23 protein-coding genes are annotated in these 24,154 nt (G+C 54.1%); 15 read left to right on the forward strand and 8 right to left on the reverse strand.

What is annotated here, in order from left to right:
• Positions 1-144 precede the first annotated feature (144 nt).
• A complete protein-coding gene (locus AC2A1E_RS03775; RefSeq protein ID WP_484382624.1) occupies positions 145-1,818 on the reverse strand; it encodes a ribulokinase in 1,674 nt (557 codons plus the stop codon).
• 357 nt (positions 1,819-2,175) lie between these two features.
• Between AC2A1E_RS03775 and AC2A1E_RS03780 the strand changes: the two genes are divergently transcribed.
• The 7 genes from AC2A1E_RS03780 to AC2A1E_RS03810 all read left to right on the forward strand — a co-directional run bounded on the left by AC2A1E_RS03780 (position 2,176) and on the right by AC2A1E_RS03810 (position 9,274).
• Positions 2,176-3,159 (forward strand): arabinose ABC transporter substrate-binding protein, encoded by a 984-nt coding sequence (locus tag AC2A1E_RS03780; protein ID WP_484382625.1) that lies wholly within the window; start codon positions 2,176-2,178, stop codon positions 3,157-3,159.
• A gap of 58 nt (positions 3,160-3,217) precedes the next feature.
• Entirely contained in the window at positions 3,218-4,741 is a 1,524-nt protein-coding gene (araG, locus tag AC2A1E_RS03785) for an L-arabinose ABC transporter ATP-binding protein AraG (protein WP_484382626.1), read from the forward strand.
• A 17-nt stretch (positions 4,742-4,758) separates the two neighbouring features.
• Positions 4,759-5,742 carry an L-arabinose ABC transporter permease AraH gene (araH, locus tag AC2A1E_RS03790; protein ID WP_484382627.1) on the forward strand — a complete coding sequence of 328 codons (984 nt, stop codon included), beginning with the start codon at positions 4,759-4,761 and terminating at the stop codon, positions 5,740-5,742.
• Positions 5,743-5,834: 92 nt separating this feature from the next.
• Positions 5,835-6,752: an arabinose operon transcriptional regulator AraC gene (gene araC / locus AC2A1E_RS03795; protein WP_484382628.1), complete on the forward strand. Its 918-nt coding sequence runs from the start codon at positions 5,835-5,837 to the stop codon at positions 6,750-6,752.
• 79 nt (positions 6,753-6,831) lie between these two features.
• A complete protein-coding gene (locus tag AC2A1E_RS03800; protein ID WP_484382629.1) occupies positions 6,832-7,872 on the forward strand; it encodes an oxidoreductase in 1,041 nt (346 codons plus the stop codon).
• Between the two features lie 78 nt (positions 7,873-7,950).
• Positions 7,951-8,949 carry a bile acid:sodium symporter family protein gene (locus tag AC2A1E_RS03805; RefSeq protein WP_484382630.1) on the forward strand — a complete coding sequence of 333 codons (999 nt, stop codon included), beginning with the start codon at positions 7,951-7,953 and terminating at the stop codon, positions 8,947-8,949.
• Between the two features lie 16 nt (positions 8,950-8,965).
• Positions 8,966-9,274 carry an NIPSNAP family protein gene (locus AC2A1E_RS03810; RefSeq protein ID WP_484382631.1) on the forward strand — a complete coding sequence of 103 codons (309 nt, stop codon included), beginning with the start codon at positions 8,966-8,968 and terminating at the stop codon, positions 9,272-9,274.
• A 251-nt stretch (positions 9,275-9,525) separates the two neighbouring features.
• Here the strand turns inward: AC2A1E_RS03810 and AC2A1E_RS03815 are convergent, their stop codons facing one another.
• On the reverse strand, positions 9,526-10,683 hold the full coding sequence (locus AC2A1E_RS03815; RefSeq protein ID WP_484382632.1) for an HNH endonuclease family protein: 1,158 nt from the start codon (positions 10,681-10,683) through the stop codon (positions 9,526-9,528).
• Positions 10,684-10,840: 157 nt separating this feature from the next.
• Between AC2A1E_RS03815 and AC2A1E_RS03820 the strand changes: the two genes are divergently transcribed.
• Positions 10,841-11,116: a LysR substrate-binding domain-containing protein gene (locus tag AC2A1E_RS03820; RefSeq protein ID WP_484382633.1), complete on the forward strand. Its 276-nt coding sequence runs from the start codon at positions 10,841-10,843 to the stop codon at positions 11,114-11,116.
• A 42-nt stretch (positions 11,117-11,158) separates the two neighbouring features.
• On the opposite strand, the gene add is transcribed toward AC2A1E_RS03820, so the two are convergent.
• Positions 11,159-12,157 (reverse strand): adenosine deaminase, encoded by a 999-nt coding sequence (add, locus tag AC2A1E_RS03825; RefSeq protein ID WP_484382634.1) that lies wholly within the window; start codon positions 12,155-12,157, stop codon positions 11,159-11,161.
• Positions 12,158-12,381: 224 nt separating this feature from the next.
• Between add and AC2A1E_RS03830 the strand changes: the two genes are divergently transcribed.
• From AC2A1E_RS03830 to AC2A1E_RS03840, 3 genes are read left to right on the forward strand one after another with little or no spacing between them, the layout of a single operon-like run.
• Positions 12,382-12,696 (forward strand): ArsR/SmtB family transcription factor, encoded by a 315-nt coding sequence (locus AC2A1E_RS03830; RefSeq protein WP_484382635.1) that lies wholly within the window; start codon positions 12,382-12,384, stop codon positions 12,694-12,696.
• Entirely contained in the window at positions 12,693-13,181 is a 489-nt protein-coding gene (locus tag AC2A1E_RS03835; RefSeq protein WP_484382636.1) for an SRPBCC family protein, read from the forward strand. Before AC2A1E_RS03830 ends, AC2A1E_RS03835 begins: the two co-directional genes overlap by 4 nt.
• Positions 13,178-13,594, forward strand: coding sequence for a GFA family protein (locus AC2A1E_RS03840; RefSeq protein ID WP_484382638.1), 417 nt, complete (start codon positions 13,178-13,180; stop codon positions 13,592-13,594). Before AC2A1E_RS03835 ends, AC2A1E_RS03840 begins: the two co-directional genes overlap by 4 nt.
• 208 nt (positions 13,595-13,802) lie before the next feature.
• Here AC2A1E_RS03840 and AC2A1E_RS03845 read toward each other — a convergent pair whose 3' ends face one another.
• Both AC2A1E_RS03845 and malX read right to left on the reverse strand, forming a co-directional pair.
• Entirely contained in the window at positions 13,803-14,984 is a 1,182-nt protein-coding gene (locus AC2A1E_RS03845; protein ID WP_484382639.1) for a MalY/PatB family protein, read from the reverse strand.
• 46 nt (positions 14,985-15,030) lie between these two features.
• Positions 15,031-16,614 carry a maltose/glucose-specific PTS transporter subunit IIBC gene (gene malX, locus AC2A1E_RS03850; protein ID WP_484382640.1) on the reverse strand — a complete coding sequence of 528 codons (1,584 nt, stop codon included), beginning with the start codon at positions 16,612-16,614 and terminating at the stop codon, positions 15,031-15,033.
• Between the two features lie 210 nt (positions 16,615-16,824).
• Here malX and AC2A1E_RS03855 point away from each other — a divergent pair, with 210 nt between their 5' ends.
• From AC2A1E_RS03855 to AC2A1E_RS03865, 3 genes are all read left to right on the forward strand, one after another.
• The gene (locus AC2A1E_RS03855; protein WP_484382641.1) at positions 16,825-17,856 is read left to right on the forward strand and encodes a Mal regulon transcriptional regulator MalI; all 1,032 of its coding nucleotides are present in this window, start codon (positions 16,825-16,827) and stop codon (positions 17,854-17,856) included.
• 160 nt (positions 17,857-18,016) lie between these two features.
• On the forward strand, positions 18,017-18,295 hold the full coding sequence (locus AC2A1E_RS03860; protein ID WP_459398547.1) for an autorepressor SdpR family transcription factor: 279 nt from the start codon (positions 18,017-18,019) through the stop codon (positions 18,293-18,295).
• Positions 18,292-18,939: an SdpI family protein gene (locus tag AC2A1E_RS03865; protein WP_484382642.1), complete on the forward strand. Its 648-nt coding sequence runs from the start codon at positions 18,292-18,294 to the stop codon at positions 18,937-18,939. The genes AC2A1E_RS03860 and AC2A1E_RS03865 overlap by 4 nt, the downstream gene beginning before the upstream one ends.
• A 41-nt stretch (positions 18,940-18,980) precedes the next feature.
• Here the strand turns inward: AC2A1E_RS03865 and AC2A1E_RS03870 are convergent, their stop codons facing one another.
• Positions 18,981-19,898 (reverse strand): LysR family transcriptional regulator, encoded by a 918-nt coding sequence (locus AC2A1E_RS03870; RefSeq protein WP_484382643.1) that lies wholly within the window; start codon positions 19,896-19,898, stop codon positions 18,981-18,983.
• A 100-nt stretch (positions 19,899-19,998) separates the two neighbouring features.
• On the opposite strand from AC2A1E_RS03870, the gene AC2A1E_RS03875 reads away from it, so the two are divergent.
• Complete coding sequence (locus tag AC2A1E_RS03875) at positions 19,999-21,147, forward strand: serine hydrolase domain-containing protein (protein ID WP_484382644.1); 1,149 nt, start codon at positions 19,999-20,001, stop codon at positions 21,145-21,147.
• A gap of 43 nt (positions 21,148-21,190) precedes the next feature.
• On the opposite strand, the gene AC2A1E_RS03880 is transcribed toward AC2A1E_RS03875, so the two are convergent.
• Positions 21,191-22,726: a YdgA family protein gene (locus AC2A1E_RS03880; RefSeq protein WP_484382645.1), complete on the reverse strand. Its 1,536-nt coding sequence runs from the start codon at positions 22,724-22,726 to the stop codon at positions 21,191-21,193.
• Positions 22,727-22,866: 140 nt separating this feature from the next.
• Complete coding sequence (gene manA / locus AC2A1E_RS03885; RefSeq protein ID WP_484382646.1) at positions 22,867-24,045, reverse strand: mannose-6-phosphate isomerase; 1,179 nt, start codon at positions 24,043-24,045, stop codon at positions 22,867-22,869.
• Positions 24,046-24,154 lie beyond the last annotated feature (109 nt).

A 24,154-nucleotide genomic window follows, 5' to 3' on the forward strand; every position in this document is an offset into this window, starting at 1 on the left:
TGATAATAAGGTTGTATACCCTTCATACTTCAAGTTGCTTGGGTGTTGGCTGCCTTCGTTCACCCTAGTCACATAGTTTATCTATGCTCCTAGGGCCTCACTCAGTTGCCGCCTACAAGCAACTCGAATTATTTTGGGTATAGATTAATGCTGTGCGGCATAGCGCGGTTCAGCGGCTTGGCACCACTGCTGATAACGCTCATACAGCTGCTGATAACGTGCCGCGCGCTGTGAGTCGGGCTGTAAGGTGCGTTCGATGCTGCAAGCCATTTTCTGTTGTGCCTGCGGGACATCGCAGAAGTGCTTGGCCGCGACGGCGGCGAAGATCGCCGCCCCTAGCGCGCAGCACTGATCGGAAGCGACGATCTGCAACGGGCGATTCATCACATCGGCACAAACCTGCATGATCACCGGCGATTTACGGGCAATGCCGCCCAATGCCAGCACGTTGTCGACGGGAATATCCTGCTGTTCAAAACATTCCATGATGGCGCGGGCACCAAAAGCGGTGGCGGCGATAAAGCCGCCAAACAGGGTTGGGGCATCGGTGCCGAGATTCAGATCGGTGATCACCCCTTTAAGGCGCTGGTTGGCATACGGCGTGCGGCGGCCGTTAAACCAGTCCAACACCACCGGCAAGTGGTCGAGAGACGGGTTTTTCGCCCAGGCGGCGGTCAAGGTGGCCAACATACCGTTTTCAATCTGTTGCAGTTGGGCCTGCAACTGCGGTTGATCTTTGGCTGCCTCGCGCAGCGGCCAACTGAGCAGTTGGCTGAACCAGGCATACATATCGCCAAAGGCGGATTGCCCGGCCTCCATGCCGATGGTTTGCGGTACCACGCTGCCATCTACCTGGCCGCAGATGCCACTAATGGCGCGATCGCCCACCCGTTGACGATCGGCAATCAGGATGTCGCAGGTGGAGGTGCCAATCACTTTCACCAGCGTGTAAGGCTGTGCTCCGGCTCCGACCGCGCCCATATGGCAGTCAAAAGCCCCGCCGGAAAGCACCACGTTTTCAGATAGCCCCAAGCGCTGCGCCCAGTCTTTGGTGAGCGTACCCACGGGCAGATCGGCGGTGTAAGAGTCGGTGAACAGCGGATAGGGCAGATCGCTCACCAGCAGCGGATCCAGCGCGGCGAAGAACGCTTTTGGCGGCAGGCCACCCCAATCCGGGTGCCACAGGGTTTTATGCCCCACGCTGCAACGGCCGCGTTTCAGTTGCTGCGGTGCGGTGGTGCCGGAAAGCAGGGCGGGCACCCAGTCGCACAATTCCACCCAAGAGGCTGCGGCTTGACGGACGGCGGCATCCTGGCGTGAAACATGCAAGATCTTGGCCCAGAACCACTCAGAGGAATAAACGCCGCCGATGTAGCGCGAATAGTCGGGGAAATCGCCGCTGCGGCACAGTTGGTTAATGGCCTCGGCCTCTTCAATCGCGGTGTGATCTTTCCACAGCACAAACATGGCGTTGGGGTTGTTGGCAAATTCCGGGCGCAGCGCCAGCACATCGCCGTTTTCATCGATCGGTGCGGGGGTGGAACCGGTGGAGTCGACGCCAATGCCGATCACCGCTTGCCGCTGTGCAGGGCTCATGCGCTGCACCACGGCAACAATCGCTTGTTCCATGGCTTCGATATAGTCAAGCGGATGGTGGCGGAACTGGTTCTCCGCAGCGAGGCAGAATTCACCGCGTTGCCAGCGAGGGTAGTAGACCACCTCGGTATCCAGTTCATTGCCGTTATGACACTCGACAGCCAGTACCCGTACTGAATCGCTGCCAAAGTCCAGTCCCAGGGTGATCGCGCCTGCCGTCATGATGCTGACTCCTTAGTTGTTAGACAGTGGTTAACGATAGGAGCGCTGGCGGCAGGCAGGTGAGGAGCGGTTAGCTGGAAGTATGCACTTTTCTGCTTCCTACAGTGATTTTGTGATGGGAGTCAAAAGTTATCGACTGGCCAAATTTGCTGAATATATGGAGATATCTGCTGTTATTCCTGGATGTGATAGCGCTCTACATTTGAGTAACAAATACCCGTTAAAACTGATCCCGTCTTACTGTTGATATCGGAAGATGGCGCGCAATAAGCGCTACGCCGGGATACACACCCTAATGATAACGTTTTCACAGCAAGCCAGTTTTAAGTTGTAGAAAACAATACAGCGGAGAGCATCATGCATAAATTCACTAAGGCACTGGCGGTAATCGGTTTGACGGCGGTTATGTCACATTCGGCTATCGCCGAGACCATGAAGCTGGGCTTTTTAGTCAAACAGCCAGAGGAACCCTGGTTCCAGACCGAATGGAAATTTGCCGATAAGGCCGGTAAAGATCTCGGATTTGAAGTGATCAAAATCGCCGTGCCGGACGGTGAGAAAACCCTGAATGCCATCGACAGCCTGGCGGCCAGCGGGGCGAAAGGCTTTGTGATCTGCACGCCCGATCCGAAACTCGGCTCGGCGATTGTAGCCAAGGCGCGCAGTTACGATCTGAAAGTGATTGCCGTTGACGATCAGTTTGTCACCGCCAAAGGCGCACCGATGGACAGCGTGCCGCTGGTGATGATGGCGGCGACCAAAATCGGTGAGCGCCAGGGTCAGGAGTTGTGGGGCGAGATGAACAAACGCGGCTGGAAAGTAGCCGAAACCGGCGTAATGGCGATCACCGCCGATGAGCTGGATACCGCCCGCCGCCGCACCGGTGGCTCGATGACAGCGCTGAAAGCGGCAGGCTTCCCAGAAAAACAGATCTATAAAGTGCCCACCAAGTCTAACGATATCCCAGGGGCATTCGATGCCGCCAACTCAATGCTGGTGCAGCACCCTGAAGTGAAAAACTGGCTGATCGTCGGCATGAACGACAACACCGTGCTGGGCGGCGTGCGCGCCACCGAAGGCCAAGGCTTTAAAGCACCGAACGTGATTGGCATCGGCATCAATGGTGTTGATGCGGTGAGCGAACTTTCGAAAGCGCAGGCGACCGGTTTCTACGGCTCCCTGTTGCCAAGCCCGGATATCCACGGTTACAAGAGCATCCAGATGCTGCATGACTGGGTAGAAAAAGGCGTGGAACCGCAGAAATTTACCGAAGTCACCGACGTGGTGCTGATCACCCGCGACAACTTTAAAACCGAACTGCAGAAAAAAGGCCTGATGTAATTGTTGTGCCGCCTGCAATGTGCAGGCGGCTTTGTGTCAACACCATGAGGAAAGCATTATGACCGCCGTAACGCCCTATCTGGCTTTCAAAGGCATCGGTAAAAGCTTCCCCGGCGTAAAAGCACTGGATGACATCAGCTTTAGCTGTCAGGCCGGGCAGATCCACGCATTGATGGGAGAGAACGGCGCGGGCAAATCCACGCTGCTGAAGATCCTCAGCGGTAATTACGCCCCGAGCCAGGGTGAAATCATTCTCAATGGCCAGCCGGTTCAGTTCAGTAATACCACCGAGGCATTAAACGCCGGTGTGGCGATTATCTATCAGGAACTGCACCTGGTGCCGGAAATGGCGGTGGCCGAGAACATCTATCTTGGCCAACTACCGACCAAATTCGGGCTGGTGGATCGCAAACTGTTGCGCTACGAAGCTGGGCTGCAACTGGAACATCTTGGCTTGGATATCGACCCAGATACGCCGCTGAAGTACCTGTCGATCGGCCAATGGCAGATGGTGGAGATCGCCAAAGCACTGGCGCGCAATGCCAAAGTGATCGCCTTTGACGAACCGACCAGTTCGTTGTCTGCCCGTGAGATTGAACAACTGTTTCGGGTGATCCGCGAACTGCGCGCCGAAGGGCGGGTGATCCTGTACGTCTCGCACCGCATGGAGGAGATTTTTGCCCTCAGCGATGCGATTACCGTGTTTAAAGATGGCCGCTATGTGCGCACGTTCAGCGATATGCAGCAGGTGAATAACGCTCAACTGGTGCAGGCGATGGTCGGGCGCGATCTCGGCGATGTTTATGGCTATCAGCCGCGCGAATTGGGTGCGATACGCTTACAGCTCGAAGGCTTTAAAGCCATGGGGGTGAAAACCCCGATTGATCTTAGCGTGCGTGCCGGGGAGATTGTTGGCCTGTTTGGCCTGGTAGGTGCCGGGCGCAGCGAACTGATGAAGGGGGTTTTCGGTGCCACGGCGGCCAGCGCGGGCCGTTTGCTGCTGGATGGGCAAACGCTGACGATCCGCTCACCGATCGATGCCATCCGTGCCGGGATCATGCTGTGCCCGGAAGATCGCAAGGTCGACGGCATCATTCCGGTGCATTCGGTGCGTGACAATATCAACATCAGCGCGCGCCGCAAAAGCATCAAGGCCGGTTGCCTGATCAATAACGCCTGGGAAACCAGCAACGCCGATCACCACATCCGTGCGCTCAATATTAAAACGCCGAGTGCCGAACAGCTGATTATGAATCTTTCCGGTGGCAACCAGCAGAAGGCGATCCTTGGCCGCTGGCTGTCGGAAGAGATGAAGGTGATCCTGTTGGATGAACCGACGCGCGGTATTGACGTTGGGGCAAAACATGAGATTTACCATGTGATCTATCAGTTGGCGCAGCAGGGGATTGCCGTGCTGTTTGCTTCCAGCGATTTGCCGGAAGTGCTGGGGCTGGCGGATCGCATCATCGTGATGCGTGAAGGGGCCATTTCCGGTGAGTTAAGCCATGAAGATGCCACTGAGGAACATGCCCTCAGTCTGGCGATGCTGAGTACCCCTAATATCGCTGCGGCGGTGGCCTGATTGTGAAGGAGAAAGAGATGTCGACCATGACGACCGAATCTGTAAAAAACCGCAGCGGCCAAGGGCTGGCGCGGATCTGGGATAGCTACGGCATGCTGGTGGTGTTTGCGGTGCTGTTTATTGCCTGTGCGGTGTTTGTGCCGAACTTCGGCAGTTTTATTAATATGAAAGGCCTGGGCCTGGCGATCTCCATGTCCGGTATGGTGGCCTGTGGCATGCTGTTCTGCCTGGCTTCTGGCGATTTCGATCTGTCGGTGGCCTCGGTGATCGCCTGCGCCGGCGTGACCGCCGCGGTAGTGATCAATATGACCGAAAGCCTGTGGATCGGCGTAACGGCGGGGCTTTTGCTGGGCGTGCTTTCCGGGCTGATCAACGGTTTTGTGATCGCCCGGCTGAAAATCAACGCCCTGATCACCACGCTGGCGACTATGCAGATCTTCCGTGGGTTGGCCTACATCATTTCCGACGGCAAAGCGGTGGGGATCGAGGATGAACGCTTCTTTATGCTGGGCAACACCAACTGGCTGGGGCTGCCAGCGCCGATCTGGCTCACCGTGGTCTGCCTGATCCTGTTTGGCTTTCTGCTGAACAAAACCACCTTTGGCCGCAATACGCTGGCGATTGGCGGCAACGAGGAAGCGGCTCGCTTGGCCGGGGTACCGGTGGTGCGTACCAAGATCATTATCTTTGTGCTTTCTGGGCTGGTCTCTGCCGCTGCGGGCATTATTCTGGCTTCGCGCATGACCAGCGGCCAACCGATGACCTCGATCGGCTATGAACTGATCGTGATTTCTGCCTGCGTGCTGGGCGGGGTATCGCTCAAAGGCGGTATCGGCAAAATTTCCTATGTGATCGCCGGGGTGCTGATCCTGGGAACGGTTGAAAACGCTATGAACCTGCTGAATATCTCGCCGTTCTCGCAATATGTGGTGCGCGGCGTGATCCTGCTGGCGGCGGTGATTTTTGACCGCTACAAACAGAAAGCCAAAAGCACAGTGTGAAGGACGGCGCAGTTCTGTGCACGCTCAGTTCCCTCTCCCTGTGGGAGAGGGTTAGGGTGAGGGGATATAGGCACGATACTTTCGGAGGTCAGATGTACCATCGCATAGTTCAGGAACCCCAACCGAATCCGCTATTGCCGGGTTACACCTTCAACGCCTATCTGGTTGCCGGGTTGACGCCGATCATGGCCGATGGGCCGCTGGACTTCTTTATCGATCGCCCTGGCGGAATGAAAGGCTATATTCTCAATCTGACCATCAAAGGCCAAGGCAAAGTCTTTGACGGTGAAGATACCTTTTACTGCAATCCTGGCGACTTGCTGCTGTTTCCGCCCAAGGCAGCGCACTACTATGGCCGCTCGCCAGAAAGCGACTGCTGGTATCATCGCTGGGTCTATTTCCGCCCGCGCGCCTATTGGGCCGACTGGCTGGAGTGGCACAGCAAAACCCATGAAGTAGGCCGTTTAACGCTACCCAACAACAATCTGCTGCTGGAGTTTGACCGGCTGTTTGCCAATATTGAACAAACCCAGCGTTCTGGCCGCCGCTTTGCCGAAGAAATGGGTATGAACTTGCTCGAGCGCCTGCTGCTGCGGGCGATGGAGGAAGATCCTCTCAGCCCGCAGAAAATAATGGATCCAAGGGTGATCGAGGCTTGCCAGTTTATTACCAGTAACCTGGCCGGTGAGCTGCGCATTGATGAAGTGGCGCGCCACGTTTGCCTGTCGCCTTCTCGTCTGGCGCACCTGTTCCGTGAGCAGGTGGGGATCAATATCCTGCGCTGGCGCGAAGATCAGCGGGTGATCCGCGCCAAGCTGCTGTTGCAGACCACGCAGGAATCGATCGCCACCATTGGCCGTGTGGTGGGGTATGACGATCAGCTCTATTTCTCGCGGGTATTCCGCAAGCGCGTCGGCGTCAGCCCAAGCGATTTCCGTCGCCGCAGCCTGGAAATCAATTATCCGGCGAACGGCTTTGGCGATCGCGCTTTAGCAGCGGCATCGCGTTAACGCTGAATTTACTGCTTGTGACCGCCAGCGCCATGGTGTCAAATCGACCTTATCGATGTGTACGTAAAAGAGGAACACCATGGCTGAAAAAATCCGCGTTGGGCTGGTCGGTTACGGCTACGCCAGTAAAACATTCCACGCCCCGCTGATCGTGGGGACGCTGGGTATGGAGCTGGCGGCCGTTTCCAGCAGCGATGCCGCTAAAGTGCATGCCGACTGGCCGTTAATGACGGTGGTGAACGACCCACAGGCACTGTTTAACGATCCGTCCATTGACCTGATTGTGATCCCAACCCCGAACGATACGCACTTCCCCTTGGCACAGCAGGCGATGGCCGCTGGCAAACATGTGGTGGTCGATAAACCCTTTACCGTGACATTGTCACAGGCGCAGCAACTGCAACAGCAGGCAGAGCAGACGGGTCTGCTGCTTTCGGTATTCCACAACCGCCGCTGGGACAGCGATTTTCTGACGCTAAAAGCGTTATTAAAAGAAGGCTCACTCGGGGAGGTGGTGTACTTCGAATCCCACTTCGATCGCTTTCGCCCGGAAATACGCCAGCGCTGGCGTGAACAAGCTGGAGCGGGCAGCGGTATCTGGTACGACTTGGGGCCGCATCTGATTGACCAGGCGTTGCAACTGTTTGGTAAGCCGGAAACGCTGTTTGTCGATCTCGGCGAGTTGCGCCCGGGTTCACAGTCGGTAGATTACTTCCATGCGGTGCTGAATTACGGCAAGCGCCGCGTGGTGCTGCACAGCACGGTACTGGCACCTGCCGCTACCGCGCGCTATATCGTGCACGGTACGCAAGGCAGTTTCGTCAAGTTTGGTCTGGATCCGCAAGAAGACCGCCTGAAGGCCGGGGAACGCTTGCCGCAGGAGGATTGGGGCTACGATATGCGCGACGGTTTGGTGACGTTGTCACGTGATGGTGCGCTGATTGAAAAGCCTTTATTAACCATTCCGGGCAACTATCCAGCCTATTACGCCGCGATCCGTGATGCGATCAACGGCGAAGGCAGCAACCCAGTACCGGCCAGCGAGGCAATCAGCGTGATGGAAATGATCGAACTGGGTATCGAATCCGCCAAACAGCAAAAAGCGCTGCCGGTCGCTTAATACCAAGACGATGGGCGCAACAGACTGCGCCCTCAATAAACAATGTGCTCAGTCCTATCTGCAAGGAATTTTGCTTACATGTCCTGGTTGCAACGTTTGCGTATCGACAAGTTTTTATTGGTATTGGTGCTGGTGGTGCTTGTCGCTTCAATTTTTCCCTGTGAAGGGATATGGAAAACCTTTTTTGCCCGCCTGACCACCGCCGCGATTGCGTTGCTGTTCTTTATGCACGGTGCCAAGCTTTCACGCGAGGCGATCATCGCCGGTATGAGCCACTGGAAACTGCATCTGCTGGTGTTCCTCAGCACCTTTGCCCTGTTCCCGCTGCTGGGTCTGGCAATGAACCTGCTGGTGCCGGGCGTGATGACGCCAACCGTCTATCTGGGTTTTCTCTATTTGTGTGCGTTACCGGCGACGGTGCAATCGGCGATCGCCTTCACCTCTGCCGCTGGCGGCAATGTGGCGGCGGCGATTTGCAGCGCTTCGGCCTCCAGTATTCTCGGCGTGTTTCTTTCGCCGTTGCTGGTGGGGGCGCTGATGCATACCCAGGGAGGTGATACCGATGTGCTGCATGCTATTGGGGCGATCGTCCTGCAACTGATGGTGCCGTTTATTGTTGGTCACTTGGCCCGGCCATTGATTGGTAAATGGGTCGATCGTCACCGCAAACTGATTAATCTCACTGACCGTTCATCAATATTGCTGGTGGTGTATACCGCGTTCAGCGCGGCGGTGGTCGAAGGCATTTGGCACACCATTGATGGCTGGTCGCTGTTAACGATCCTGGTGATGTCGCTGGTGCTGCTGGCAGTAGTGTTGATTATCAATACTTACACCGCGCGCGGGCTGGGCTTCAATACCGCCGATGAGATCACCATTGTATTTTGCGGTTCAAAAAAGAGCCTGGCTAACGGCATCCCGATGGCCAACGTGCTGTTCCCGGTTGCGGCCGTTGGGGCGATGGTGTTGCCGCTGATGATCTTCCATCAGGTGCAATTGATGGTGTGCGCGGTACTGGCGCAGCGCTATGCGCGTAAAATGGCGAAAGAACAGGCTGCTGCCGTAACGGCTAAATAAGATGATGGAACAAGCCATGACTCAGGTAGTTGAAATTTTGCAATATCGGCTGAAAGCAGGCTCAGGCGAACGCTTTCATACCATTATGCAGGAACACAGTGTGCCATTGCATAAACAAGCGGGGTTGGTGGTATTGGAATATGGCGTCTCTCTGCATGCACCAGACGCCTATTATCTGATGCGGTTGTTTGATGGCGTCGATGAAATGGAGCAGGTGTTACACCATTTCTACCACAGCAGCGCCTGGCGCGAAGGCCCACGGGCCGAGATTATTGAACTGATTGAAGAAAGCCACCGCGTGGTGCTGCCTTGGCCGTACCGGTAAGGAACGGCCAAGTTTGGAAGTTACAAGGTGGTCATGCCACCGTCCAACAACAGATCGCCGCCGGTCATGTAGGTTGCTGGGCCTTCCAAGTAGAGTGGTTTGAAGTCCAACCGTACGAAACTGTACGCTAAGTGTATTTTTTGAGTAGATTTGGCGAGTAAACAAAACGAGGGTTTTGTTTACTCTTTCCGTTAAAGCAAATACACATGTGTTTTTCGGCATTTTTGGCGTTAATAAACCCGGTAATGAAATTAACGTAAATCTGTCCGAGAACACCACGACCTACTCACGGAAAGAATATCAAAGATTCGGTGAGTAACATCAACATAGGAATCTATCCGGATATTTTTTGTTGCTTTGTCAGTGGATGAAATCCAGATGGGTTCGTAACTTTCGTAATTATTCTGAGGGTTGACTAGTAAGTATTGATTGTTGGCTGTCTGTATTAGCAGACCAATATATTCACCTGTAATTGTAAATGAGGCACTTTGCTTATGGTAACCGACTAAAAAGTAGCTTCTGTTTAGTATACAATTTTCAATTACCCACCCGACGTGGAGCCCGTTAATCGTATTAATAGGTTTCCCATATCGAGTTATTAAATAAGCAAGAGATGATAAGGGGTACACACCGCAGTTTTGGTATTGTTTGAGTCGAGTTTTAGGGGATTCACTAATACATATTGCAATATGCCCTGATTCGACATTCATCTCTCCTATGGTAATGCCACCTTGCTGAATATTACCGTAGCTATCCACCTGTAACGAAGTACCGAGATAAGACATATTGATTCTCTCAATCTTGACTGGTTTATCACCTTCAATATTGAGAGTTAACCCGACAACTCCTTTTTGAGGGCGTATCTCAATACATGTCCCTTTCCCCCATATATCGTGAGAACCCATAACACTTGTAAACTGGTTTCGGTTTAAGCAAGCGATAAGCTCGCCTTCGTGACTGTGAAATATTGCATTTACTTTGAAAGGTTCTTCATTGTCATCTGGAGACTCTAGCCAGATCAGCGGTTTGCCATGTACTGCCAGTATAATATCAACATCATGGAAAACGCTGTTTCCAATCTCGAAAGTAGGTGTAGTACAAGGTTCTATCTTTTCTCGTACTATTCCATGTTGTTTACAGTAGGGTTTAGCTTTTGCTGCCCACACACTTTTTTTTGATTTACGTTTACCTGTCACCTTTCCATGGCAAGCCTCACACAGTAGTGTCATTTTTTCCGGATCATGTTTTTTAGCATCATGAAATTCAGGTTCAATATGTTCATAGTCACAGAACAGTGAGCCACAGATAACGCAACCGTAACCAGCATCTCTTCTGATTTGCTGCGCTATTGATGCTTCAATGTAACGCTTTAGACCATGTTTGTTCGGGTCCTTGTGTTTTAACCCCATAAAGGTTCCTTCTCTAAATATAGGTATAATTAGCTGGATGAGCTCAAATTAATCAGATTTAAACATGTCAACTTATCGGTGAGTGACTCACTTTAGTCCAATTATGGGTTTCAACAAACGTTACTGACAACTGAAATTTCACGATGAAGTGTTTACCGTGCCAATTAATGGGCAATTGAGCTGTAACAGTTCAGATGGTTTACGGGCGGCGGTGCTGAGTAATTTGGGGATCAGTTATGCCCAGCCATGGCTGTTTAAAACCGAAATTGCTGAGGGGCAAGTGGTAACACTGCTTCCCGATTACCATTTATCGCCAAGACCGCTGTATGCCATTTACCTGCCTGAGCGGCGAGGTAATCTGCGCATCGGGGCGTTGATGGCTTATCTTGAACAATGCTGGCGGCGTAATGGTACCTTGCCGTTGTGCGATTAAACCAATAAGAGGTGGAGATCCCACCTCTTGCCGGATCGATCTTTAGCCCTGAACTTTTTTACACAACGCCCGTTTTTCTGCTGCGCTAAGAAACGCCATTTTCAGGCCGTTTTCTTGCGCGGTGCGGATTTCTTGCGGTGTCAGCCCGGCCTGTGGCGCGGCCACGCGGTATTCATGTTCGATCTCGATGCCCTGAACCGCCGGATCGTCGGTGTTGATGGAGGCCAATACGCCGTGGCGCAGGAAGGTTGCCAGGGGATGCTGAGCCAGCGAAGGCACGGTGCTGGTCTGGATGTTCGAGGTCAGGCAAGATTCAATGCCAATACCGTGCTCAGCCAGGAAATCCATCAGGGCCGGATCCTGCACGGCTTTAACGCCGTGGCCGATACGCTCCGCACCTAATTCACGAATCGCTTGCCAGATGCTTTCCGGCCCGGCGGCTTCGCCCGCATGGATGGTAATACGCAGGCCTGCGTCGCGGGCGCGCTTGAAATGGCTGAGGAACAGGTTACCCGGGAAGCTCAATTCATCGCCAGCCAAATCTACCGCCGTGACAGCGTCACGGTGAGCTAATAGGTTTTCTAGCTCTTGCAGGCAGGCGTCTGTACCAAAAGTGCGGCTCAGGATGCCAATCAGGCGTACATCCATGCGGTGATCGCGGCAGCCGGAGCGGATACCCTCGATCACTGCCTCCACCACACCAGCCACCGGCAGGCGGTGTTTCCGCGCCATGTAATAGGGGGAGAAGCGCAACTCTGCATAGTGCAGCCCGGCATTGGCTGCATCCTCGACGTTTTCATACGCCACACGGCGGCAGGCATCCAGATCGCCCAGCACCGCCACGCCCCAATCCAGTTTTTGCAGGAAGCTCATCAGATCAGGCTCGGCATGGGTGATTTGCACATGCGGGCGCAGCGCTGCCAACTCATTAGCGGGGAGAGCGAGATTAAACTGACGGCCAAGATCGAGAATGGTTTGCGCACGGATGTTGCCATCAAGGTGGCGATGAATGTCGGTAAGCGGCAGGCGGGGATCAATCATGGTGGGCACTCGTTATGTTGTTATCGATAAAGTGCGTATCAGTATAAAAACAAAACAATGAAAATTGCCATCACGTTGCATAAAAAAAAGATATTAATCACAAAAATGGGCTGATTTTGCCTCTACACCCGTTTATGCGGGTAGCAAAAGGTGATGATTTGACATGCAGGTGATTGCCTGCATATAATCCCTCACGTTTCACAGCTTAGGCACAAAGATAACGAATGGATGCTGACAAGGTTTTCAAGGCGCTGGGCGACCCGACACGCAGAAAACTGCTCGACTTGTTGTGCGAAAGCAATGGGCAGACACTGGGCCAGCTCTGCGAGCAGTTGGACATGAGGCGGCAGTCGGTCACCCAGCACATCGGGATTCTGGAGGCGGCCAGTCTGGTGAGCACGGTTTGGCGGGGCCGGGAGAAGCTGCATTTCATCAATCCGGTGCCGCTGCACGATGTCTATGAGCGGTGGGTACGTAAATTCGAACGTCAGCGGCTTAGCCTGCTGTACGACCTGAAGAAAGAACTTGAAGGAGAATGATGATGAGCCAAGAGAAGACAAGTTTCGTTTATGTGACCTACATTCGCTCAACGCCAGAAAAGGTGTTCGAAGCCATCACTAAACCGGAGATCGCGCAGCGCTACTGGGGCTACGAGAACGTCTCTGACTGGAAGACCGGGTCGAGCTGGGAGCATGTGCGCGCCAACGAGCAGCGCACGGTCGATATTGTGGGTAAGGTGGTTGAGGTGGTGCCACCGGTACGTCTGGTCATCACCTGGTCGAGCCCCACCCAGGCCAGTAATCCATCTAGCATCAGCCGTGTAAGATTCGACATCGAGGCTTATGACGAGATGGTGCGTCTGACCGTCACCCACGATGAACTTGAAGCTGGCAGCAGCATGGCCACGGGCATCCAGCAGGGCTGGCCAATTGTTCTTTCCAGCCTGAAGTCGCTGCTGGAAACCGGGCATGGCATTGACGTCTTCGCCAAACCGAAGACAACCTCAAGCGAGGGGCGTTCATGACCGAACCCTACACAGGCGGATGCGCGTGTGGGGAGATCCGCTACGCGGCCAGGCACGCACCTGTCTTTCAGAACCACTGCCAGTGCCGCGACTGCCAGCGGCGAAGTGGCACCGGGCACGGCTCCTGGCTGACCTTTCCCACGCGGTCGGAAATGACGATCACGGGCGAGGCGAAGCATTGGGAGGTCGCGGGCGACAACGGCAACGTGAAGAACCACGCCTTCTGCCCGGTCTGCGGAACGCTGGTCTACCTGCGCTTTGCTGCGATGCCGGATCTGATCGCTGTCCCTGCCGGTAGCCTAGATGAGCCAGAGCGCTTCGCACCGCAGGGGCTCACCTACAGCTGCCGTGGGCTGGCGTGGGACGCCATTGATTCCTCGTTACAGGCATTCGAGCGGATGCCGCCCGGCTAAGGGGGGTATAAATTGAGCCACATGCTCTGTGGTGGAGTGAGGTGCAGTACAAGGCAGGGAGCTTTCTTGGCCCCCTGCTCGGGCGCGTTCGCTTTATTGCCGAATGAACGCAACATAAATAAACACTCATGCCCTTGTCTCAATTGTGTGAACAAGAGACAACCTTGGGGGAGAGTGCGCAGCCTTTAGCATTATCCCGAATGTGTTGCTATTGGTTTTCCAACACAAACGTCAGCCCAGCGATCAGCTTATCCATCCCGGCTTCTACTTTGCTGCGCGGGCAACCCACGTTCAAACGCAGGAAACCACGGCCTTCTTCGCCATAGGTAAAGCCTGGCATGATGGCAACTTTTTCGCGCTCGATCAGCACCTGCTGCAACTGGCGATCGTCAATGCCCAATGGGCGCAAATCGATCCATGCCAGATAAGTGGCCTGCGGAGGTTGCCAGTTTAATTGCGGGAAGGCTTGATTGAGCCGCTCGGCAACGTAGGTGAGGTTATCTTGCAGATAGTCGCGCAACGCATCCAACCAAGGCTCACCATGACGATAGGCGGCAATGTGGGCGGCGACTGCCAGCACGGCCGGAGAAGAGAGCCCGTCGCGGCTTTTCAGCGCCAGGGTATAACTTTCACGCGAGTTATCATCGCTGATAAAGCCGTAAGCGCCGGTCAGCGCCGGAATGTTGAACGTCTTGGAACCGGAAGTCAGCAGCGCCCATGGCGAAGTGGCCACTTGGCTCCATGGCGTATGGCGCTGTGTGCCCCAGGTCATATCCATATGGATTTCGTCGCTGATCACCTTCACGTCGTGGCGTTCGCACAGTTCGGCCATCTGTTCCAGTTCCTGCTGGCTCCACACTTTTCCGGTTGGGTTCTGCGGGCTGCACAACAGCAGAATTTTGGTCTGCGGGCGTGCCAGCAAGGCTTCCAGATGCGCCATATCGCACTGCCAGTCGTTATCCACTTTGTGCAGTGGGCATGGCAGTACTTGGCGCTGGTTGCCGAGGATCACTTTGTAAAACGCATCATAGGCGGGGGTGTGGGTGACCACGAATTCTCCCGGTGCCGACCACAGGCGAATCAACTGCGCCACCATGTAAATCACCGAGGGGCCATAAACCGCCATCGAGGTATCAATAGGCGCGTTAAAACGTTGCTGATACCAATGCCGCACTGCACCGAGAAAGTCTTCGTGCTGCCAACGGCTGTAGCCCAGCACGCCATGCTGTAAGCGCTGTTGCAGGGCGTCGAGAATGCAGGGGGCGGTGGCGAAATCCATATCGGAGATGGTGAAAGGCAGCAGATCGGCTGAGCCAAACCGGTCAGCAATGTAATCCCACTGGGTACACCAGGTACCGTGACGATCGACCGGGGTGGAAAAATCAAACATGTGTAGCTCCGGATTGGGGCGCAGCAGGCTGCGCCCGGAGAGGGAATTAAGCTGTGGCTATCAGTGAGTCTAATTCATCTTTCACCGATTGTACCTGCGGGCCAATCACCACCTGCAGATTATGCTCATTGAGATGAACCACGCCGATGGCACGGTTGGCTTTCAGCGCGGCATCATCCACTTTGCTCATGTCGTTAACTGACATACGCAGGCGGGTAATGCAGTTATCCAGTGAGACGATATTCTCTTTGCCGCCTAGCGCAGCCAGGATCGCCGGAACGTTATAGCCGGATTTGCCGACTGCGCCAACGGGGGCGCTTTGGGTAGCGGTGGTTTCAGTTTCACGCCCTGGCGTTTTGATGTTAAAGCGCTGGATGGAGAAGCGGAAAATGGCGTAGTAGGTGGCGAACCAGATGGCTGCTACAACCGGCACCAGATACCACTTGGTGGCAGTACCGTGCAGGATGCCGAACACCACGAAGTCAATGATATTGCCATCGGTATTACCGATGGTGACGCCCAGCACAGCCATCACGGTGAAGCCCAGGCCGGTGAGAACGGCGTGGATCAGGTACAGGAACGGGGCGACGAACAGGAACAGGAACTCGATCGGCTCAGTCGTGCCGCCTACCACACAGGCCACTACGCCAGAAATCAGCAGGCCCTTAATTTTATGGCGGTTTTCTGGTTTGGCACAGTGGTACATCGCCAACGCAGCACCTGGCAGGCCGCCGAGGAAGGCGGGCATTTTACCCTGCGACAGGAAGCGGGTAGCGCTTTCAGCAAAGCCTTGGGTGGTTGGGCAAGAGAGCTGTGCCTGGAAGATGGTCAGCGCACCGCTGACTTCGCGGCCACAGACATCCAGCGTCCCACCCGCTTCGGTAAAGCGGATCAGTGCCACCAGAATGTGGTGCAAACCAAATGGCAGCAGTAAACGTTCGCCAGAGCCGAAAATCATCGGCCCGAACACACCGGCCCCGTTGATCATCCGCCCCAAGCCGTTGATACCGGCGGCAAACCACGGCCAGATCAGCGGGATCACCAGGCCGCACAGGCCCAGCACCACGGTAGTGACGATCGGCACAAAGCGAGTACCGCCGAAGAACGCCAGCGCATCCGGCAGGCGGATGGTGTTGTAACGCTCATGCAGCAGGTAAACGATGATACCGACGATCACCGCGCCGAGGATCCCGGTGTCGATCGACTGGATCCCCAGGATGTTTTGAATGTTGTTGGCTTTCAGCACCAGCGGATCGCTGGAGGGCAGGATGCCAACGGTCGTCAGGTAGAAGTTGGTGGCCAGATTCAGTACCGCAAAACCGACAAAACCAGAGAACGCGGCCACGCCTTTGTTCTCGCGCGCCATGCCCAGTGGGATGGCAATGGCGAACATCACCGGCAGGAAGCTGAAGGCGAACGAACCGATCTTGCTCATCCAGGTGAAGATCAACTGGAAGATCGGATGGCCGATAAACGGCAGCAGGGTGATAACGTCACGGCTGCTTAATGAACTGCCGATCCCCAGCATGATGCCGCAGAAGGAAAGTAGCGCGACGGGCAGCATAAATGTCTTGCCCAGGCTTTGGAAAAACTCCCAAAGCGTAATTTTTTGTTTTTTGGACGCTGGCATAACCGACGACTCCTGGCGAAAAAGCATGCAATGTTGTGTGTACCCAGTTTAGGTAAAAATAAGATAAAACGTTTTACCTAGCAAAAATGCGCCGCTAATCACAATTATGCACCATGCTTTGCGGTGACAATGGCAAGACCAGTAAAACGTTTTACCGAAGAGAATGATTCGGTATACCCTTTGTCGCCAGATAATTGTTTTGCAGAGGCTATGACTATCAAAAAGATCACCATCACCGACGTTGCACAATTGGCCGGTGTATCCGTGACCACCGTCTCTTTGGTGCTGAGCGGCAAGGGGCGTATTTCTTCTGCGACCATGAACCGTGTGAATCAGGCGATCGAGCAGCTTGGCTATGTCCGTAACCGCCAGGCGGCCACGCTGCGCGGTGGGGAATCGGGGGTGATTGGCTTGATCCTGCGTGATATCTGCGAGCCATTTTATGCCGAAATGACCGCCGGGCTGAGTGAAGTGCTGGAAGCTAACGGCAAAGTGCTGTTCCTGACGCAAAGTGGGCGCGAAGGTAAAGGGCTGATGCGCTGTTTCGATACCCTGTTGGCACAAGGCGTTGATGGGATGGTGCTGGCAGGTGGCGTGCGTTCAGCCAGCGGCCTGAAAGAGAAGGCCGAAGAGCAGGGCGTGCCGTTGGTCTGTGCGGCGCGCTCTAACGGTCTGGAAGGCGTTGACGTGGTGCGACCGGATAACATGCAAGCGGCGAAGATGGCCACCGAATTCTTGATCAAACGTGGCCACAGCCAGATCGCCTATCTTGGCGGGCAAAGCGATTCCCTGACGCGTGCTGAACGCTTGGGCGGTTTCTGTGCCACGCTGGTGCAATACGGCCTGCCGTTCCGTTCTGAGTGGATCGTCGAGTGCGATTGCCACCAGCGTTCGGCGGCGGAAGCAGCAGAGAATCTGCTGCGCCAATACCCCAATATCAGCGCGCTGGTGTGCCATAAAGCGTCGGTGGCTCTGGGGGCCTACTTCGGCATTGTGCGCAGCGGCCGCAGCATTGGTTCGGAAGGGATGGACAGTTTCTACGGCCAACAGGTGGCGCTGATCGGTTTTGGCGATGTGCCGGAAGCCGAACTGACCGAACCGCCGCTCACTTTTATCTCCAGTTCTGCCCGTGAGGTCGGGCGCAGCGCCGCTGCACGCTTGCTGCAACGTATTGGTGATGACGGATTACCACCGCAGAGCGTGATCCTGCAACCTACGCTGATCAAACGTGGATCGGCATGATCTGCTGCGGTAAAACCTTAAACTCATTTCATTGACAGCCTTCTGGCTGTGCTTATCCGACATATCCCATGTCTATTATTTTACCGCCTTGTCTATTTTCTTTACATTTCGATGAGTATATAATTAGATACATATCGAAATAAGATGGGCTATAAAATTTATGAACGACGTCTTTAAGGCCATTGCGGATCCTACGCGCCGGGAAATCTTACACCTGCTGCGCCACCAGGAGTTAACGGCCGGTGAATTAGCCCATCACTTCAATATGACCAAGTCAACGATGTCCCATCACTTTTCGGTGTTGGTCAATGCGGATCTAATCACGCGGAGGCGTGACGGGCAGACTATCTGGTACGGCCTTAATACGACGGTAGTACAAGATATGGTTGCATGGGCGATGGATCTAACATGTCGAACCAAAGATAAAGGAAACATATGAAAAAAATACATATCCTTGTTTGCCTGCTGCTGATCGTAGCCGCCGCAATGGCCACACTGATGTACTACCCTGACCTGCCTGCATCGATCCCAGTGCACTGGAATTTTAATGGCATGCCCGACAAATATGGTCCGCGCGCTATGTTATATCTACTGGGGCCGGGACTCATGGGTATGATGTTAATTCTTGGACTGTGCCTGCCTTGGTTCTCGCCCAAACGCTTTGGACTTGCCTCCTTCAAGGCGACGTATTCCTACTTTATCGTTGTGCTCGTCGGTATATTTGGTCTTTTTTACGCCGCAGTGCTGCATGCAATATTGACGAACACGTTGGAAATACAACGCACGATCTATGTCGGCGTATTCCTGCTGTTAATCCTGCTGGGTAACCCAATGGGTAAAGTTAAACGTAATTTCTATGTAGGGATTAGAACTCCGTGGACTTTGGCCAGCGAGCGAGTCTGGTACGCCACCCACCGTCTTTCTGCACGAGTGATGGTGGCCAGCGGTTTGCTTGGCCTTGTCGCGGTATTTATCGGTGCCAGTGCATGGATCCTTCTTGTCCTGGCCAGCAGTTGGATTGTTATTGTTACCGTATTTTCTCTGGTTTATTACAAACGACTGGATGCGTTAGATCAGAGCTAAGCGATTACCGCCAGAAAGCGTGATCCTGCCACCCACGCTGATCAAACGCGGATTGGCGTGATTTGCTGTGCGCGTTTTTCGCGCATGAAGTCAATAAATACCCGTAGCTTGAGCGGCATATGTCGCCCAGTGGGAAAGTAAATAAAGAAGCCAGGGAGATCACTGATATAGTCTTGCAGGATCTCCACCAGTCGCCCAGTTTCCAGCTCGGGCTGCACAGCGTTGCGGAAGCGTTGGGTAATGCCCAACCCTGCTATCGCAGCGTCCTTAATTAAACGATTTTCGTTGAAGATTAATCGCCCGCTAACTTCTAACGTGAAGTGTTCTCCGTCGCATTTGAAATACCAAGGCTCAAGTTTGCCACTGCCAGGAAAACGGTAACGCAGGCAGTTATGCTGGGATAAGTCCTGTGGTGTTTGCGGCTCACCGTAGCGCGCGAGATAGTCGGGGGAAGCAAGAGATATCCGCTGCAGGCCGTTATCGATAGGTACGGCAACCATATCCTTTTGCAACATTTGATACATACGAATGCCTGCGTCAAAACTGTCCAACACCAGATCAGAAAAACGATCGTCAGTAAACAATTCCAATTGCACCTCCGGATATCGCGCCTGAAACTCTGACAGATGCGGCATCACCAGCATGGATGCGGCCAACTGCGGCAGGGTGATGCGCAATAGCCCCGCAGGCTTGCCATGCAGGGAGCGTGCATCTTCTGCTGCTATGTCAATCTGGCTCATGGCAGGCACCACTTTTTCATAAAACGCCCGGCCTTCATCACTCAGTTTGACAGAACGGCTGGTACGGTTGAACAGGCGTATCCCTAAGCGAGCCTCCAATGCCTGGATATTCTGTGAAACGGCAGGAGGAGTGACACCTAGATGATTGGCCGCCTGGGTAAAACTCCCCAATCTGGCGACAGCTTCAAAAAATGGGAGCAATTGCAGTAACGAACTCATCTATCAGTAATTCCTGCTTAATGATTTATTAAATTTTAGCTTGTTTTATTTAACAATGAAAACCTTAGACTGATTTCATTACCTTAAAAGGAGAACGGGAATGGATCAGGCGTTAGCACAACGGATAGAAGCAGTGAACCAACAGGCGATCGCCGAAGGCCGCATCGTGGGCAGTGTGGTGCTGGTGGCGCACCGAGGAGCGGTGATTTACGCCGGAGCCAGTGGTTATGCCGATCGGGAACAGCAGCGCCCGATGCGACGTAGCAGCCAGTTTCGGCTGTCTTCGGTTTCCAAGCCTTATATCACGCTGGTAGCGATGCGCATGGTGGAGCAGCAACGGCTCAATCTTGATGATGCGGTAAGCCGCTGGCTGCCTTGGTTCACCCCCGCGTTGCCCGATGGACGCCAGCCGGAGATCCGCATCCGCCATTTATTGACCCACACTGCTGGCCTGGATTACCGTTTTAAGCAGCCTGCGGACGGGCCTTATCACCGTTTAGGCATTCAGGACGGTATGGAAATGTCTGCATTGACGTTGGAACAAAACCTGCGTCGGTTGGCCGATGCCCCGCTACAGGCTGCACCGGGGAGCACATTCAATTACTCACTGGCCATCGATGTGTTGGGGGCGGTGCTGGAGAAAGTGGCAGGAATGCCGCTGCCAGCGTTGTTCACGCAATGGGTCAGTGAACCTTTGGAGCTGCGCAATACTGGTTTTTATGCGGAGGATCCCAATAACCTGGCTATTGCATATTACAACGCAGAACCGCACCCGCTACCGATGCATAACGGTATTCTGCTCAGCTTATCCGATCAGGGTATTGTTGATCTGGAACTGGCGCCTTCCCGTGCTTTTGACCGCTATGTTTATCCTTCCGCAGGCGCTGGCCTGGTTGGGGATGCTGATGATGTATTACGGCTGGTGGAAGTGTTGCGCCATGGTCGCGAGGGGATCTTGCAGCCAGAAACGGCCAAGCTAATGCGTATGCCGCACGTTGGGGCCGAAGCAGAGACTCAAGGGCCGGGCTGGGGGTTCGGTTTCGGTGGGGCAATATTGGTGGATGCCGCACTGGCGGCGACGCCACAGCATAACGGCACTATGCAGTGGGGCGGCGTGTATGGGCATAGCTGGTTTTATGATCCGGTCGCTCAACTGAGCGTGGTAGCGTTGACCAATACGGCATTTGAAGGGATGTGCGGTTTATATCCGGTACAGATTCGTGACGCGGTTTATGGGATAGGTGCTTAATTGATACGCCAGGGGCCAATACGCTTGGCCCCTGGCATAAGTATTATTTCTCCATAGTCGGTTGATCCGGCGCGGCATCCTGCGCTGGCGTGCTCTCTTCTTCAGCCGGGCTGCCCATCATGCCGAACAGGCCAACGAAATCCTGTAGTGACATCTTGTTACCGTTCAGTTCAACCTGATTATCGGCGTAGCGGAAGGTACTGCCGATCACATCATCTTTCAGCGTGGTGAGCTTGAACATCTGGCCCATGGCCGCCAGGCTCTGTATTTGCTGTTGTGCTGCCTTTTGCGCTTCTTCGGCAGCGTGGCCCTGTAATGTGAGCGCTTGCGTAACCGTTTCTGTTGCCATCGCCACCGGGATAGTCAGCACTGCGTCCAGTTTTTTCACGGATTGTGCCAACAACTGATCGGGGGACACGGCGTTGGCACCAGCCTGCGTTGGATCGGTCAGATCCAGATTCAGCGTAAAGGTACTTTCACCTTTGCTGTTTTTCCAGCTCAGCGGCGCGATGCTGATGGTTGGGTTGCCTTTCAGCAACAGCGGCAGATTCTTGAACAGCATTTCGGTGGTTTGTTGCTGATAGGCTTGGGGATCCAGCGCTTCGGACTGTTGCAACAGAGCCATGGCTTCTTGATTGTAGCGCGTGGCGAACTCTTTCAGCCATTTACCATCCAGATTATCGATCTTCAGCAACAGCTTGCCGGAACCGAAATCGTTACCCTGAATTTTGACGGCATCCAGCGTGTAATCGAACTGGCCGTTCAGCTTGGTGTCTTTCTCATCGAATTGGCTTGCCAGGTTTAGGCCTTCCATCGCTACTACATCTTTACCGTCAACGGCGACTTTCAGCTGTTTCAGCCCCAGTTTCTGGTCACCCAGGCTCAGATCGAACTGGCCTTTGTGGGTATTGCTGTTCAGCGTCAGGCCTTGCAGCGTGACCTGCTCAATCAGGCCAGATTGGCCGGGGCCGCTGATCACGGTGCTGTCACTGTTACCATCCAGTACGATGGTTTTCAGGTCACGACCCACGTCAGCATTGATGGTGGCACCGCTGAATTTCAGCGTAGATTTGTCTTTTTGGAACTCTACCGGGATCACGTCGATCGCCGAAGAGGTATCACCACTGTAGGCAATGCGCGAATCAGCGGTGAACAGGGATTTGCCTTTGGTGATCTCAAACAGCGGTTTGACTGGCGGTGTGTTTTCCAGTTCGGTATGGATCGACGCAAGGCTTGGGATCAGGTTGAATCTTTTCAACTGGGCAAACGGGAACGGGCCATGGTCGACGGTTTCAAGCAGTGCCAACTCTTCGCCCGCTTTCAAGAGCCCACTATCGGTCTTAATCGTGCCATCGGAACGCAGTACGTAGCGCACATGGCTGGTGAAAATCCCGCGCTGATAATTTTCATAGCTTAGTTTAACCCCAGCATTCGGCAGATAAGCTTTCAACTGGCTGTTGGCGTTATCCACCATTTCACCCATCCGTTGCTCGATCAGCTTACCGGTATACCAAGAGGCTCCGGTCCATGCCGCGCCAAGAACCACAATGACGCTGACAGCGACTAACGATTTTTTCATAGTTCTATTCATCCTTTCTTTAGCCACCTATTTCGCATAGATGGATGGGCAAATTAGACCTGCAAAAAACGCCCGCAGGCGTTTAATTGTGGAGGTAACAGACTCATCTTAGCAACTAATTTGCTTAATTTTACAGGTGATTAAGCCAAGATATTATAAACACGGGCTACACGGCCGGTTCCGCTGACCTGAACCGGTGACTCAACAGCGGCGATAAAGCAGGATTCACCCGGCTGCAATACCACCTGTTGCCCCTGTTTTTCTAAGGTCGCTTCACCGGCTACGCAGAACACAATGGCTGCGCTGTTTTGCGCCAGCGGCTGCGCTGAGGCGGTAAGATCGTGCAAAGAGAAGGCAAAATCCTCGACTGGGATCGGGAAAAACAGCTCGCTACCGCGTTTTTCTGGCTGAGTCAGCAAGCCGGACGCCGGCTGTGGGCGAAATTGCAGGTTGGCCAGCAATTCGGGAATATCGATGAATTTAGGCGTCAGCCCCGCGCGCAGTACGTTGTCCGAATTGGCCATCACCTCCAGCGCTACGCCGTTCAGGTAGGCATGTGGGGTTTCGGCGTACAGGAACATGGCTTCGCCCGGTGCCAGTTTAACCACATTTAACAGCAGCGGTGAGAACAGGCCGTTGTCCTCCGGATAAAAACCGGCGATAAAGCGCAGGGTATCCCAAGGTTCACCCTGTTGGTTGTTCAGGGCCGCTTTCAATACGCCTAAGGCCAGTGTTTTCTGTTTGCCACTCATACCCAGCAGACTGGCAAACAGAGTTGCAAGATGAGCGGTATCCGGCTGCTGTAGAAAGGTGGCGATATCGTGATGTGCACTGGCGATCGGCTGCAACAGGGAAACAATGTCGTCAAGCTCACGGAAACCATTCATCGCCAGGAACGGCGTCAGTGCAAACACCAGTTCGGGCTTGTGGTTGGGATCTTTGTAGTTGCGCTCTGCGGCATCAAGCGCGATACCGGCCGCATTCTCTTTGGCAAAACCGGCTTCTGCGGCACTCTTGCTCGGGTGAACCTGAATAGACAGTGGCTGATCGGCACACAGCACTTTAAACAGGAACGGCAGTTCGCCAAAGCGCTGCGCCACTTTGGCTCCCAGTTGCCCTGGCTGGTCTTCATCAATCACATCACGCAATGAGCGCAGGGCACCGTTGGCAGCGGTTATCTGGGAACTGCTTTTCGGGTGAGCACCCATCCACAGCTCTGCCATTGGTTTGCCGCTTGGATTGGCAATACCATAAAGCTGAGTTAACGCATCAACGCTACCCCATGCGTAATTCTGTACCGCATTGGTCATTTTTTGCATGATTACTACCTGCTTTCTAAAGGAAATTGCCTAAGTAAACAATGTGGCCAAGGTGCATGCAAGCAGAGATAACTAAAAATGCCCTGCGGCCAAGCGCTTAATGCGAATA

It is taken from the genome of Serratia sp. HNCC26DJ206, from assembly GCF_057180605.1.

Coding starts and splice junctions, on each gene's coding strand:
- AC2A1E_RS03775 (WP_484382624.1), bottom strand. CDS start 1,818: ATGACGGCAGGCGCGATCACCCTGGGACTGGACTTTGGCAGCGATTCA.
- AC2A1E_RS03780 (WP_484382625.1), top strand. CDS start 2,176: ATGCATAAATTCACTAAGGCACTGGCGGTAATCGGTTTGACGGCGGTT.
- araG (WP_484382626.1), top strand. CDS start 3,218: ATGACCGCCGTAACGCCCTATCTGGCTTTCAAAGGCATCGGTAAAAGC.
- araH (WP_484382627.1), top strand. CDS start 4,759: ATGTCGACCATGACGACCGAATCTGTAAAAAACCGCAGCGGCCAAGGG.
- araC (WP_484382628.1), top strand. CDS start 5,835: ATGTACCATCGCATAGTTCAGGAACCCCAACCGAATCCGCTATTGCCG.
- AC2A1E_RS03800 (WP_484382629.1), top strand. CDS start 6,832: ATGGCTGAAAAAATCCGCGTTGGGCTGGTCGGTTACGGCTACGCCAGT.
- AC2A1E_RS03805 (WP_484382630.1), top strand. CDS start 7,951: ATGTCCTGGTTGCAACGTTTGCGTATCGACAAGTTTTTATTGGTATTG.
- AC2A1E_RS03810 (WP_484382631.1), top strand. CDS start 8,966: ATGACTCAGGTAGTTGAAATTTTGCAATATCGGCTGAAAGCAGGCTCA.
- AC2A1E_RS03815 (WP_484382632.1), bottom strand. CDS start 10,683: ATGGGGTTAAAACACAAGGACCCGAACAAACATGGTCTAAAGCGTTAC.
- add (WP_484382634.1), bottom strand. CDS start 12,157: ATGATTGATCCCCGCCTGCCGCTTACCGACATTCATCGCCACCTTGAT.
- AC2A1E_RS03830 (WP_484382635.1), top strand. CDS start 12,382: ATGGATGCTGACAAGGTTTTCAAGGCGCTGGGCGACCCGACACGCAGA.
- AC2A1E_RS03835 (WP_484382636.1), top strand. CDS start 12,693: ATGATGATGAGCCAAGAGAAGACAAGTTTCGTTTATGTGACCTACATT.
- AC2A1E_RS03840 (WP_484382638.1), top strand. CDS start 13,178: ATGACCGAACCCTACACAGGCGGATGCGCGTGTGGGGAGATCCGCTAC.
- AC2A1E_RS03845 (WP_484382639.1), bottom strand. CDS start 14,984: ATGTTTGATTTTTCCACCCCGGTCGATCGTCACGGTACCTGGTGTACC.
- malX (WP_484382640.1), bottom strand. CDS start 16,614: ATGCCAGCGTCCAAAAAACAAAAAATTACGCTTTGGGAGTTTTTCCAA.
- AC2A1E_RS03855 (WP_484382641.1), top strand. CDS start 16,825: ATGACTATCAAAAAGATCACCATCACCGACGTTGCACAATTGGCCGGT.
- AC2A1E_RS03860 (WP_459398547.1), top strand. CDS start 18,017: ATGAACGACGTCTTTAAGGCCATTGCGGATCCTACGCGCCGGGAAATC.
- AC2A1E_RS03865 (WP_484382642.1), top strand. CDS start 18,292: ATGAAAAAAATACATATCCTTGTTTGCCTGCTGCTGATCGTAGCCGCC.
- AC2A1E_RS03870 (WP_484382643.1), bottom strand. CDS start 19,898: ATGAGTTCGTTACTGCAATTGCTCCCATTTTTTGAAGCTGTCGCCAGA.
- AC2A1E_RS03875 (WP_484382644.1), top strand. CDS start 19,999: ATGGATCAGGCGTTAGCACAACGGATAGAAGCAGTGAACCAACAGGCG.
- AC2A1E_RS03880 (WP_484382645.1), bottom strand. CDS start 22,726: ATGAAAAAATCGTTAGTCGCTGTCAGCGTCATTGTGGTTCTTGGCGCG.
- manA (WP_484382646.1), bottom strand. CDS start 24,045: ATGCAAAAAATGACCAATGCGGTACAGAATTACGCATGGGGTAGCGTT.